This window comes from Streptomyces sp. WG5, from assembly GCF_049974565.1.
Lineage (GTDB): Bacteria > Actinomycetota > Actinomycetes > Streptomycetales > Streptomycetaceae > Streptomyces.
Map to the genome: position 1 here is coordinate 58169 of NZ_JBNGGC010000011.1, position 13125 is coordinate 71293.

The following is a 13125-nucleotide window of genomic DNA, read 5'->3' on the forward strand; positions in this document are numbered from 1 at the left end:
AGCGGCGTGCTCCGGCCTCAGCCGTGCGGCGGCCGGAGCACCGAGCCCCCGGGGTGGCTGCCGGTTCCACGGCGTCCCCGGTGCCGCGACGGGTGCCGGCCATCCGGCGCCCGGCCGGGAACACAGGCGCCCCGCCGGGCCGCCTGGTGAGAGGCCGCAGGCCGGTCCGGTCCTTCAGCCGGTCCTTGAGAAGGAGTCACCCGTGTTGGACCGCTCGCACGAAACGCAGACACGCCGCGCCGCCGATCCTGCTCGGCGCCGCCCTCAACGGCCGCAGCCCGCCCTGGCCTCCTTGCAGGCCCGGGCGGGGAACCGAGCCGTCACCGCGGCGATCCAGCGCGCGTCGGGTGTTCCCACCGGGGAGGCGGAGGCCGCGACGGCGGAGCGGCGCCGGCGGGCGGAGCTGGCGGCCGCGGCGGCGGAGCGGCGACGGCAGCCGAGGGCGGAGGAAGCCGAGGCGGCGGGGCCTCGGGAGGAGGGGACAGCGGCGGAGGAGCGGCGCCGGCGGGCGGAGTTGGCGGCCGCGGCGGCGGAGAAGCGCCGGGAACCGGAAGCGGCGGTCGCGGAGGCTGCGGCGGAGGGCCGGCAGCGGAGCGGGACCCGCGGCCTGTTCGGTGCGCGGGACAGGCTCAAGGAGGCCACCGGGAAGCTCACGCAGATCCTCGGCACCTCCAAGGCCGACAAGTCCAAGAAGGTCCTCGACGTGCCCGACACGATGGCCACCCGCGTCAACGGGCCGACGGAGGGGGGTGTCCGGTCGCACGGGCTGGCCACGTCGAACGCCGGTCAGGTGCAGGACACCGCGATCCAGGGACAGGTCGGCTCCGGGATCAACCTCGTGACCGACTCCCTGGGGCTCTTCAACGACCTGCGCGCCCTGGCGGCCGGGTTCAAGGGCCGCAACGCCACGGGGCCGGCGTCCCACAAGCCCAGGAAGGACGTGAACGGCAAGCCTCTCGGCGCGGCGCAGAACACCGCCATGGTCGTCGGAGACGTCGGGAGCGTGGGGAACGCCGCGGCGAGGAACGCCGGCCGGCTGGAGGGGGTGACCGCCCTCGCGGAGATGTCCGGCGGTGCCACCGTGGTCTTCTCCGTGCTGATCGCCACCCGTGACGCCGCCGCCATCTGGAAGACCTACCACAAGGACCGCACACTCAAGGGAATGGTCCAGGAAGCCCCCGGCGAGTCTCCGGAGGCCGCGGGGCGGCTCCAGGAGGTGCTCGACCGGCTGGGGCAGGCGCAGGCGGGACTGGACCGGGTCAAGGCCCTGCCGCCCCGCCGGCTGCTCCAGCTCGCCGCCGCGAGGGAGGAGGACATGGCGAAGTTCGCCCGGCAGGTCAACGGCTTCACGAACCAACTCCACGCCCACCTCGCCGAAGTGGGCCGGTACGCGCGGCACAAGCAGCACACCAAGGTGGGCAAGCGCATCGCCAACCTGGGGGGCAACTCGGTGCGTACCGCCGGCGGCGGGCTGGCGATCGCGGCCGCCGCCGGGGCGGTCAGCGGTCCGGCCGCACCCGCCGTGGCCGGCGTGGCGGCGGCGTTCCTGCTCGGCAACGCCGTCTACAAGGGAACCAGGGCGGGCAGCAACCGGTACGAGGAGGCGCGCCACCCCGACCGGTGGGCCCGGCCCACCCTCGCCCAGGACGAGACGCGGATGCCCGAGGCCCCGCCGGCCGACGGGGCCCGACGGGGCGACGCGCTGAAGGAGTTCTTCAAGGTGACGAAATCCGTCAAGCAGGGCAAGCGTCACTTCATGGCGCAGAAGCTCTACGCGCTCGCCGCCGGACCGGACGTCCCCGTGGGCAAGAGCGTTCCCGCCGAGATCCGTACACCGGCACGTGCGCTGCTCGTGGTCCTCAAGGCCGGCCCGGTCCAGCACCGGCTGTCGCAGCAGGAGTGGGAGGAGTCGCTCAACAAGCCCGAACTGCAGAGCGCCTGGGAGAAGGAGATAACCAACCAGCTCTCCTCGGCGTGACCGCCACCGCCGTGGCCCGCCGGCGACGCCCCGCCGGGGGCTCGCCGGTCCGCGCCGGGCCGGTAGCGGCCCGGTCCGGTGGTCCTGCCCCCGTGGTTGCCCGCACGGACCTGCCGGGAGGCGGGGCGCTCGGATAAGGGTGGTGGTCAACCGTCAGGTGTGGAGGGGAGCATGGTGCGCGCGTACGAGGAAGCCGCCGGCGAGAAGGCCGCCAGGCCCGGTGCGGCCCCGCGCCGCGCGGTGACCGCGCCCATCGGCGCGCGAGGCGGGCCGATGACTCCCGCGACGGCCCTGGCGCTCCAGCGCTCCGTCGGCAACCGGGCCGTCGCGCGCCTCGTCGACGAGGAGCAGCACGTGCACGGTGCCGGCTGCGGGCACGGCGGTGTCGAGGACGGCAGCCCGGCGGGCCAGCGTCAGCTCCTGGACGCGGCCCTGGCCACTCCGAGCCGTCCGCTCTCAGGGTCGCTGCTCTCCGAGGCGGGGTCGTTCTACCAGAACGACCTCTCCGCCGCCCGCATCCACGACAACCCGACGGCCCAGCGCGCGACCGTGGCGCTGGGCGCCCAGGCCATGACGGTCGGCACCCACGTCTTCCTCGGGCCGCAGGCGGCCGGCCGGAAGGACCTCATCGGCCACGAGCTGGGCCACGTCGACAAGAACCTCCGAGGCAACCGCGAAACCGGCAACAACAACGGCGCCGGAGTCACCGTGACCGACCCGGGCCAGGACTCCGAGCGGACCGCGGCTGCCGACGGTGCCGCCTTCGCCGCGGGGGCGCAGACGGCACCGTCCGTCCTCGCCCAGCGGGCGGCCGCTGACCACGTGGACGACGCGGAGTAGTGCTCCGGCAGCCGGGTGGGGCGGTGCCTCGGGGCAACTAAGTTTGCCCCAACGGCTCCTGACGAAACATGTCCCGTCCCGTAGCGTCTTCGTGTGAGCCTTTGGACTTCCCTGGAGCCCGCGTCCGCCACGGTCGACCCCGGCAGCAGCACGCGTGTGCGCCTGCGGGTCCGCAACACCGGTGATGTGGTGGATGAGTACCGGTTCGAGCCCGTGGGGGATGTAGCGCCCTGGACGACGGTGGAGCCGCAGACGCTGCGGTTGTATCCCGGGACGACGGGGACGGTGGAGCTGACGTTCGCCCCGCCCCGCACCCCTGACGCGGTCGCCGGACCGAACCCCTATGCGGTGCGGATCACCCCGACGGAACATCCGGACGCGGTGACGGTTCCGGAAGGCAACCTGACGGTCACGCCGTTCACCGAGGTGCGCGCGGAACTGGTGCCGCCGACCGTGAAGGGGCGGTTCCGGGGGCGTCCGCGGCTGGCGGTGGACAACCTCGGCAACACGAAGGTGACGGCGTCGGTCGCCGGGAGCGACAACGGGGATCACCTGTCGTACGAGATCCGTCCCGGGAACGTGCAGATCGAGCCGGGACGTGCGGCGTTCGTGGAGACGACGCTGAAGCCGCGGCAGATCATCTGGTTCGGGTCCAAGGAGGAACGGCCCTACACCCTGGCGGTGCGCCGGTCCGGGGTGGACCCCACGGAGGTCGAGGGCACGTACGTCCAGCGCGGTTTCCTGCCCCGCTGGCTGGCGACCTTCCTCGGCATCGCCCTCGCGCTGACCATCGCCTTCGTGATGATCTGGATCGCGTACAAACCCCAGGTCCGCACCAGCGCCACCGAGCAGCTCGAGCAGGCGGGCAGCGCCCTCGCGCCCAGCCCCAACGCCAGTGCCGGCCCGGAGGCGCTGCCCAGCGCGGGCGAGTCGGCGCCGGCCCTCCAGCAGCCCGCGCCGGAGCAGACCTCCGAGGAGCCGAAGGGCGACGGCGGAGGCGGCGATGACGGCGGCGGTGGCGGTGGCGGCGAGGGGTCGGCGGAGAAGGAGCCGGCCAAGGAGCCGGCCAAGGAGCCCGGTGTGGTGCCCGCCAGCAGGGTCCTGCTGCGCAACGTCGTCACCACGATGTGCGCCGAACTCCCGGGGCACGGGATGGGAAAGATCGACGGTCCCGTCTGGCAGTCCCACTGCGATCCGACCGACGCCGACAACCAGCTCTGGGACCTGGAGGTGAAGCTCCCGAAGGGCGGCCCCGGCGGAGCACCGCTCTTCCAGATCCGGAACGTCAAGGACCAGCTCTGCATGGACCTTCCCGGTCACGGCTCGAACGGCCTCACGACGCCGGTCTCCGAGTTCACGTGCACCGGCACGACCGGCGACAACCAGCTCTGGTGGGTCGACAAGCAGGACAACGGGAACTACTGGATCCGCAACTTCGCCAGCAACAACGCGTGCCTGGACGTCGCCGGCTCGAGCGTCGGTGTCATGGACGCCAGGCTGGTGATCTTCGACTGCGCCGGTTCCGACGACTCCGAGTGGGAGATCATCCCGTCGAAGCAGGACTGAGCCCCGCGGTCACCGGCCGCCCCGCCCGGCCCCGCCCCGTCCCGCGGGGCGGGGCCGGGCGGCGTCTTCTTCCCTCCCGGTGACGGTCGCAGGGCGGATCTGCCGCCCTGTCCGGTCACGAGCCTCGCCGCGGAAGGTCCGTGACGGCGTGTTCCGGGCGGCCGGTCACGCCGTGGCGTGATCCGGTGGACTTCCCGCCGCCGCGGAGACCGGTTCCGGTCGTACGCGGACGACGGCGTCGTCGGTCGCCGGGAGGGACACCGGGGGACGTCTGCCGCCCGAGGCTCGCTCAGGCCCGCCCGACGCCCGCCCGAGGTACCTCCGGGGAGCGTGCCGTGCCGGGGAAGGGCGATCCCGCCGAAGGGCCCGGGAGGCCGCTCGCTACCAGACCGCCTCGCCCGGCACCAGCCGGCCGGCCTTGCGGTACTCGCGGCGAGCGCCCTCCAGGAGGTCGTCCGCCGTCACCAGGTCCCCGCGTCCGGCGGCGAGGTAGGCGGCGGTGACCACCGCGCTGCGGATCGAACCGCCGGCCAGTTCGAACTCCTGGGCCAGCGGGGCCGGGTCGATGCCGTCGTCGGACGGCACGTGCGACAGACCGTGCCGCCACAGCGCGAGACGCTGACCGGCGTCCGGGAACGGGAAGTCGACCACCAGGTCCAGGCGCCGGGTGAACGCCTCGTCGATGTTGGCCCGCAGGTTGGTGGTGAGCAGGGCGATGCCGTCGAAGGACTCCAGGCGCTGGAGCAGGTAGGCGCTCTCCATGTTGGCGTACTTGTCGTGCGCGTCCTTGACCTCGGAGCGCTTGCCGAAGACGGCGTCGGCCTCGTCGAAGAGGAGCACGGCGTCGGTGCGGTCGGCCTCCGTGAAGATCCGTTCCAGGTTCTTCTCGGTCTCGCCGACGTACTTGTCCACGACCGACGACAACTGGACCACGTAGAGGTCGAGGCCCAGGTCGGCCGCGACCACCTCCGCCGACAGGGTCTTGCCGGTGCCCGACTCGCCGGCGAACAGGCCGAGGACGCCCCGGCCGCGGCCGCCGCCCGCGCTGAGCCGCCACTCGCCGAGGACGCGGTCGCGGTGGCGGGCGCGCAGGGCGAGCTCGTGCAGCTGGACGAGGGGCTTGTCGGGCAGGACCAGGTCCCCCCAGTCCACGGCGGGCCGGATCCGCCGGGCATGGCTCTCCAGGCCGGAGGCCGACTGACGGCGTGCGGCGAGCCGGACGTGGGCGGCGGTGACCGGGGTGCCGTCGAAGGCGGCGAGGGTGCGGGCGGCGTGCGCGGCCCGTTGGATGCGGTCACCGCCGAGCCGGTACGGGGCGACGGCGGCGGCCAGGTCGAACCCGTCGGCGTCCGGTCCCAGCGCGGCCTGCCAGGCGGCCGCGCCGCCCGCCAGTCGGCCCGGCGCGTCCAGGACCAGCGGGTCGGCCGGGGACCAGTGCGGGTCGTACGGGCGTGGGTCGGTGAGCAGCACGGTCACGTCCGTCGCCGCGGTCAGCGCCCGCACCAGCGGGCCCGGCTTCTCGGGCAGCTCCGGCACCACGACGGCCCGGCCGGTGAGGCGTGCCTCGCGCAGCAACTCGGGGACGTGGTCCCCGGGCCCGGAGCAGCGCAGGGCGTCGACGCCCGCGGCGTCCAGGACGGAGGCGAGGACGGCCAGGCCGTCGCCCTGGCGCGGTTCGCGCAGGTACGCGGTGAGCGGGCCGTCGTGCAGACGGGCGGCGAGGCGGCGTACGAAGTCGTCGGCGCCGGGGGCGGGCAGCGGGTCCGGCATCGGCTGCAGCAGGCCGAGGAGGGCGGCGTCGGGGCTGTCGTCGCCGAGCAGGTGGCCGACCAGCCGGTCCGGGACCCGCAGGGAACGGGTGAGGAAGGGGCGGTCGAGCTCCTCCACCTCCAGCAGGCCGAGGGCGCGCAGCGGTGCCGAGGAGTGGAAGCGGGCGCGGGCCGCCGCCAGGTGCGGCGGCACCCCGCACAGGTCGAGGGCGAGGCCCACGGTGGCGCGACGGCGGCTCACGTCGTCGTTGAGGTAGCCGTAGAGCGGCTCGAAGGTGCGGTCGATGTCGGGGGCGAGGGCGATGAGCAGGAGCGCGGTGTCCAGCTCGGTCAGCCCCGTCCGCCCGGCCAGCCACGCCAGCCGGTCACCCGGGCCGGCCGGCCCGTCGGCGGGTCCGGGTGCCGGGGCGACGCCGAGGGGGCCGGGGGCCTCGGGGACGTCGCCGGACGGCCAGGCGCGCAGCAGGTGGTGGACGGCCTCGTCGGACAGGTACAGGCCGCGCAGCGGGTCGTCGGCCGTCGGGTCGGTGGCGGAGCGGTGCCCGACCAGCGCGGCCACCTGTTCCCGCAGCGCGGCGAGACGGGCGAGCAGTACGTGGGCGGGGTCGCCGTGCGGGCCGGGCACGGGGGCACCGGTGGCGGCCGGCGTCTGCGCGGAGGGGGCGTTCACCGCTTGCCCGTACGGCGGTCCGCCGCTTCCTCGCGGGCGGCCCGGGCCGCCGCCACCTGGTGGGGCCGGTGGGAGCGCCCTTCCGTCTTCGGCGGGTCGCCGTCCAGACCGCCCAGCCGGACCGTCGCGCCCTCGGTGACCGGGGGCCCGGCGTCGTACTCCGGGAAGGCCGGGAAGGGCGCGGTCACCACCAGGTCCAGGGAGGGCTTCAGCTCGCCGCCCAGGGCGGACCAGATCTCGGCGAGCGAGCGGGACTCCGTCTGGATGCCGGCCACGGTCAGCGGCACCGACAGGCCCAGCGCCCCCAATGAGCCGGGGAGTTCGCCGGGGGCCAGGACCTCGCGGGGCAGCAGGGTCGCCAGTACGGCCGACAGCAGCCGGTGTTCGTCCTGCGGGGTCTTCGTCCAGGCAGTCACCAGGTACGACAGCCGGAACCAGCGCGGCGGCTGACGCCGCCGGACCACGATGTCCCGCTCGTCGCGCACCGCCATCTGACCGCGGTGGCGCCGGCCGACGTCCTCGCGGATGTCGTACAGATAGGTGTTGATCACGGGCGCGTTGCGCCGGGCCGCCCAGTCGCGGGTGGGTGCCTCGAAGGCCACTTCGATGCCCGAGCCCGTCAACGCCCCGCTGCCCAGGAGGCTCTTGAGGACCTCGTCCACCTCGTGGATCACGCTCGTGCTCCCGCCCTGCCCGCACCTCTGTACCGCCGGCCCGTCTTCGGCCGACGCCTGTCACCTATCGTGTCCCGATCGTGCCCCGGGGGGCGTCCCGTCCGCAGGCGCGGCGGGGACGACGGCCGGGCAGGCCGCCCTGCCCGTGGAGTCCCAAGGGGCCGATCTCGAATGCCCTTTCGGTCAGATGTAGCCTTCCCTCAGGGCATAGGCCACAGCGTGTGCGCGGTTGCGCAGGTGGAGCCGCGTGGTGAGTCCGTGCATGACGTTCTTGACGGTACGTTCGGAGTAGGACAGCTTGCCCGCGATCTCTCCGGTGTCGAGACCCTCGGCGACCAGGCGCAGGACATCCACCTCGCGGGGCGCGAGCCCCAGTGAGGGGGCGCCGGGCCGGCCCGCCGAGCCCCGGTGCAGCGTGCCCACCTGGCTGATGAGCCGGCCGAGCAGGTCGGCGGGCAGGTCGCCGTCGCCGCGGGAGGCGGCGAGCACCGCCTGCACCAGCCGGTGGGCGGTGGCCTCGTGGCGCCAGACGATGGCCCCCACGCCGCACTCGACGACGTCCAGGAGTTCACTCTCGCGGATCGCGCCGACCACGAGGACGGCGCGCGCGCCCTCGCTGCGCACGATCCGGCGCAGCCGGGTGAGCGCCGTCTCGTCGAGGGCGTCCTCGATGAGCAGGGCCACGGTGCCGGGGCCGGACTCCTCGCGCAGGTCGATCTCCGGGTGCCGGCGCAACTGGCTGATCGCGCCCTCGCGGCTGATCGGGTCCGGAGCGGACACCGCCACCGGGACGCGTCGGTCGGTGATGCCGACGGCGGTGCCGGTGCCGATGGCGGTTGTGGTGGTGGCCCGGGGTGAGTTGAGCAACCGTTTCCCCCCTGTTCACGAGCCCGCCGTCCGGCGCGGGCCGGTAGCGGATGAGCGTGTTCCACACTTCTGTGACTGCTGGGACTGCGCAATCGTGGAGCACCACGAGGCACACCACGAGACCAGCGCACCGACCGCCGCGAACGGGCTCCCGGTCGGACGTTTCAGCAGGTCAGGAGGGTCTTGCGCAACGGCGCGCGGGTCCGTGGCGCCGGGCGGGGACGACCGTGAGCCTCGCCACAGCCACGGCGTCGACCACGACCGCGGTCGCCGTCACGGCCCGGCCCCGGAGACATCGTTGCCACGCGTGGGCCACTTCACACCACGCGCACCCGCATTCGTACGTCTCACAGACCGGGGGAGCACCATCCACCACAGGAGGCACCGATGACCGGACCGCTCCGTGAACGCGGCGCCGCCCACGCGCTGTTCGCGGCCGAGACCGAGCGCGCACGCACCGGCGCCGGCGGTCTCGTCCTGGTCCGCGGCGCCACCGGCACCGGCCGAACCGCCGTACTGGAGGCCGCCACCCGGCACGCCGAGGACCGCGGCCTGCGGGTGCTGAGCGCACGCTGCTCGCCCGAGGACACCGGGGTCGCCTTCGCCACGGTCCTCCAGCTCCTCGGCCCGGCCCCCGAGTTCACGGACCTGGCACCCGGCGGCGACGACCGCGGCAGCGCGGCCCGGCTGTGGCGGCTGCTGCGCTCGTACGCGGCCGAGGGCCCGTTGCTGGTGGCCGTGGACGACGTCCACCTGGCCGACGACGCCTCACGGCGCTGGCTGGTCGAGGCGGCCCGGCGCGTCGACCGATTACCGGTACTGCTGGTGGTCACCGAGCGCAGCCAGTACGACATCGCCCCGCGGCCCGCCGGACTCACCCAGGCTCTGTCCCCGTCCCTCGTGCGCACCCACACCCTCGCCCCGCTCAGTGACGCCGCGGCGGCCGACCTGGTCCGGGCCGTCTTCCCCACGGCCGGACCGCGCTGGACGGCCCAGTGCGTGCGGGCCGGCGCCGGCAGCCCGCTGCTGCTGCACGCCCTGCTCGACGACCTCCGCGGCATCCCGCGGGGGGACGGCGGCGTGCCCGGAGGCCCTCCGCCCCTGCCCGCCACCAGCGCCGCGCTGTACCCCGGGACGTACCCGGCGGCCGTCTCCTGGTGGCTGAACAGCGCCGGACCCGCGACGGCCGACGTGGCCCGGTGCCTCGCGGCACTGGAACAGGCGTGGCCGCAGGACGCGGACGGCGACCTCGCCGACGACCCCGCGGACCTGCCGAGCGGACGCGGGGAGCTCCGGCATGCCCTCGTACCGCCCGGCGCGCGGCCGCCCCGCGCCGCCGCGGCACCCGAGGACGCGCGGACCGCGCCGTACGGGCCGGACGCGCTGCCCGGACCGTACGCCCAGGACGCGCGGCCTGCCCCGGACGGCCGGGACGGGCAGCGTGCGCCGTACGTCCCGGGCGCACGGCACGCGCGGGGCGGGGGGAGCGGCCCGTACGGGTGGGCCGAGGGGGACCGGCACGCGCAGGCGGAGTCCGCGGGGCACCACGGCCGGGACACGGCACGCGCCGAGCACGCCCTGTACGCGGAGGGCGGCCCGTACGCGCGGCCCGCTGCCCGGGGCCGTGCGGCGGCGGAGGCGGGGGCCGGCGACCCGGCCGACCTGCTCGCCGAGGCGGCCGGCGCCGACCCCGCGCGGGTCGCCGGATGGCTCGCCGCCATGACCCGGCTGGGACTGCTGCGCCCCGACGCCGCCGGCCGCCCCCGCTACGCGCATCCGCTGCTGCGCGACGCCGTGCTCACCGGCTGGCCCCGGCCCTGCCGGGAGGCGGCGCACCGGGCGGCGGCGGAGGCCATGGTGCGCCGGGGCGACCGGGTCGAGGCGGTCGCCCGGCATCTGCTGCGGACGCCGGCCGTCGGCCTGCCCTGGGCGCTGCGCGTCCTGCGCGACGCGGTCACGGTCGCCGTGCACGACGCCCGGCCCGACGACGCCGTCGGCTATCTGCGCCGGGCCCTGGACGAGCCGCTGCCGGACGGCCTGCGCCAGCGGCTGCTGACCGAACTGGGCTCCCTGGAGTACGCGTCGGCCGACGGCCCGGCGGCCATCGCCCGCCTGGCCGAGGCCCAGCACCTGCCGGCCGACCCCCGCAACCGGGTGCGTACGGCCGTCGCCCTCGGCACCGCCCTGGCGGGGAGCGGTGAGATCCGTACGGCCATGGAGGTGCTGCGCCGCACGGAGGACCGGCTGTCCGGCCACCCCGGTCTGGCCCGCACCGTGCAGGCCGCCGGTGCGCTGCTGTCCGACGTGGACCTGGCGACCCGGCAGGAGGTGTACCGGTGGCTGTGCGAGACCGGTGAGCGCTCCCCGGAACTGGTGGGCACCGCCGGGCAGGCCCTGCTCGTGCGGTACGCGGCGACGGCCGCGCTGATCTCGGCCGAGGAGGCGATGACCCGGGTGCGGGCCCTGCTGGCGCAGCCCACCGACCCGCTCGCCGAACCCTTCCTGCTGGGCACGGCCGCCGCGGTCGCCCAGTGGGCCGACGAACTCGACGAGGCGGACCGGCTCGTCGAGCGCGGCCTGTCCGGACAGCACCCCGCACTGCTCCACCCGATGCAGCAGGCGCTCCTCAACACCCGTGCCGACATCGCCGCGGCCCGCGGCGACCACGCCCGGCTGCTCGCCGCCGACGCCGGCGTGGCGGGCCCGGCCCCCTCCCGCACCGGGCCCACCAACCGGGACGCCCACGTCCTGATGGCCCTCGTCCACACCGGCCGCGACGACGAGGCCGCGCGGCTCGCGAACGCCTTCGACCTGCGCCGGGCGCCCGAGGGCTGGGAACTGAACCGCTTCCTGTACGCGCGGGGCGTGCAGCGGGCCGCGGCCGGCGACCCGGCGGGCGCGCTCCACGACTTCCTGGAGTGCGGACGCCGGCAGACCGCCCGCGAGGTGGTCAGCCCGGTCGTCACCCCGTGGCGGACGGCGATCGTGGAGTGCCGGCTGGCACTGGGCGGCGGCCGCGAGGAACTGGCGCTGGCGACGGAGGAACTGCGGCTGGCCCGGGTGTGGAACACCCCGCGCACGGTGGGCCGCGCCCTGCGCGTGCTGGGCACCGCGACCGGCGGGCGGCGCGGCCTGGAACTGGCCGAGGAGGCCGTGCGCATCCTGCGGGACGCGCCCGCCGACACCGACATGGAGCTGATCCCGGCACTGCTCGACCAGGGCCGCCAGCTCACCGCCGCCGGGGAGCGCGGACGCGCCCGCGACTGCCTGCGCGAGGCGGCGGAGCGGGCCGAGCGCAAGGGCGCCCTGCGGCTGCTCGACCTGGCCGGGCAGGCCCTGCGCGAGAGCGGCGCCCGGGGCCCGGCGACCGCCCGGGCCGGTTCCGGGGCACTGACCGGCAGCGAGCGCCGTATCGCCGAACTGGCGGCCGACGGACGCACCAACACCGAGATCGCCGAGCTGCTGCACCTGGCCCGCCGCACGGTGGAGACCCACCTGACCAACGCCTACCGGAAGCTGCGGATACGCCGCAGGACCGAGCTGCCCGGCGCGCTGGGCCGGGACCGGCTCAGGGACGCGCGCCCCACGGCTCAGGACTGACGACCGGCTCGGGCCCGCGGACACCACGGGGGATCCGCGGGGTCAGGAGGTGCGTGCGGGCAGGGCCGGTTCCGCGGGCCCGCAGCACCCCGGGCACCGACAGCTCACGCCGCCCGCAGCAGCCGCCCGATCTCCAGCTGCTCGGCCTCCAGCGGGTCGCCGTCCTCGACGTTCCACAGGCAGTTCTGCAGGACACGGCCGAGCGACCAGGCGCGGGCCCGCTCGCGGTCCAGGCCGAGGACGCCGGTCATGGCGTCGAAACGCCACTGGGTCTCTTGCGGGTCGTAGCGGTTGTCGAGAGCCGGCAGCAGGTCGAAACCGGGGTCGCCGGCCAGCGGCTTGGGGTCGATGGCGAGCCAGGGGGCGCGGTCCGCGGCGAGGACGTTGTCGTAGTGCAGGTCCCAGTGCAGCAGCCGGTCGCCGGGCTCGTCGGCGACCTCGCGCACGGCGGCGGCGCAGTCGGCGACCAGGCGGCGGTCCCGCGGGTCCGGGATGCGCTCGAGGACCCACGGCGTCCGCTCCAGCATGCCCCGCGCGATGTCGCCGAGGCGGCGCACGCCCGGCGGAGCGGGGACCCTGGTGAGGTGGGCGAGCAGCCGGGCGATGACGACGACGGCCTCGCGGGAGTCCTCGACGTGGCTGAGCATGCGGGCCGCGTCCAGGCGCTCCAGGAGCATGGTGCCGGTGGCCGCGTCGTGGTCGAGCAGGCGGACCGCGCCGTCGCCGTCCCACAGCCGCAGGGCGACGGGCTCGCCCTCGGTCTCGGCGTCGAGGATCTGGAGCTTCAGCACGGCCGGTGTGCCGTCGCGGCGTACGACGGGCAGTACGAGGGCCGCCCAGCCGTGCATGGAGGGCCCGTCGAGACGCAGCTCCCAACGGTCCAGGAAGTCGGCCGCCAGCGCGGGCAGCGCGTCGACGAAGGCGCGGCCCGCCTCTCCGTTGTACTTCGCCTGCGAGGCGGCGAGCGCGTCCGGAACATCGATCATGCCGTCCGACGCTACCGGGGGCGCGGCCGAGAGGGCACGTGGATATCGGGTCTTTGTGGCTTGGGTGGCCTGAGCGGCCTCGGTGGTCTTGGCGGTGCCGGCGGCCCGGTGGTCACGGCGCGTCCGGCGGCCGGGCGACCCGGCGGCCCGGTGGGCTCGGCGGGTGCCGACGACT

Annotated in this window: 8 protein-coding genes; 4 read left to right on the forward strand and 4 right to left on the reverse strand. The window is 75.5% G+C overall.

The window, feature by feature from the left end; genetic code table 11:
• Window positions 1–202 precede the first annotated feature (202 nt).
• The 3 genes from ACP4IX_RS13580 (at window position 203) to ACP4IX_RS13590 (ending at window position 4384) form a co-directional block, all read left to right on the forward strand.
• A complete protein-coding gene (locus ACP4IX_RS13580; RefSeq protein WP_426555617.1) occupies window positions 203–1978 on the forward strand; it encodes a hypothetical protein in 1776 nt (591 codons plus the stop codon).
• Window positions 1979–2149: 171 nt separating this feature from the next.
• Entirely contained in the window at window positions 2150–2818 is a 669-nt protein-coding gene (locus ACP4IX_RS13585) for a DUF4157 domain-containing protein (RefSeq protein ID WP_426555618.1), read from the forward strand.
• A 93-nt stretch (window positions 2819–2911) separates the two neighbouring features.
• Window positions 2912–4384, forward strand: coding sequence for an RICIN domain-containing protein (locus ACP4IX_RS13590; protein WP_426520625.1), 1473 nt, complete (start codon window positions 2912–2914; stop codon window positions 4382–4384).
• 381 nt (window positions 4385–4765) lie between these two features.
• Here ACP4IX_RS13590 and ACP4IX_RS13595 read toward each other — a convergent pair whose 3' ends face one another.
• The 3 genes from ACP4IX_RS13595 to ACP4IX_RS13605 form a co-directional block, all read right to left on the reverse strand.
• Window positions 4766–6778 (reverse strand): AAA family ATPase, encoded by a 2013-nt coding sequence (locus ACP4IX_RS13595; RefSeq protein ID WP_426555693.1) that lies wholly within the window; start codon window positions 6776–6778, stop codon window positions 4766–4768.
• Between the two features lie 41 nt (window positions 6779–6819).
• A complete protein-coding gene (locus ACP4IX_RS13600) occupies window positions 6820–7497 on the reverse strand; it encodes a DUF4255 domain-containing protein (RefSeq protein WP_426520621.1) in 678 nt (225 codons plus the stop codon).
• Between the two features lie 183 nt (window positions 7498–7680).
• A complete protein-coding gene (locus tag ACP4IX_RS13605) occupies window positions 7681–8364 on the reverse strand; it encodes a helix-turn-helix transcriptional regulator (protein WP_426520619.1) in 684 nt (227 codons plus the stop codon).
• Window positions 8365–8751: 387 nt separating this feature from the next.
• On the opposite strand from ACP4IX_RS13605, the gene ACP4IX_RS13610 reads away from it, so the two are divergent.
• Window positions 8752–11964, forward strand: a complete 3213-nt coding sequence (locus tag ACP4IX_RS13610) for an AAA family ATPase (RefSeq protein ID WP_426555619.1) — start codon at window positions 8752–8754, stop codon at window positions 11962–11964.
• 104 nt (window positions 11965–12068) lie between these two features.
• Here the strand turns inward: ACP4IX_RS13610 and ACP4IX_RS13615 are convergent, their stop codons facing one another.
• Complete coding sequence (locus ACP4IX_RS13615) at window positions 12069–12950, reverse strand: aminoglycoside phosphotransferase family protein (RefSeq protein WP_426555620.1); 882 nt, start codon at window positions 12948–12950, stop codon at window positions 12069–12071.
• Between the last annotated feature and the right edge of the window lie 175 nt (window positions 12951–13125).

Coding starts and splice junctions, on each gene's coding strand:
- ACP4IX_RS13585 (WP_426555618.1), top strand. CDS start 2,150: ATGGTGCGCGCGTACGAGGAAGCCGCCGGCGAGAAGGCCGCCAGGCCC.
- ACP4IX_RS13610 (WP_426555619.1), top strand. CDS start 8,752: ATGACCGGACCGCTCCGTGAACGCGGCGCCGCCCACGCGCTGTTCGCG.
- ACP4IX_RS13615 (WP_426555620.1), bottom strand. CDS start 12,950: ATGATCGATGTTCCGGACGCGCTCGCCGCCTCGCAGGCGAAGTACAAC.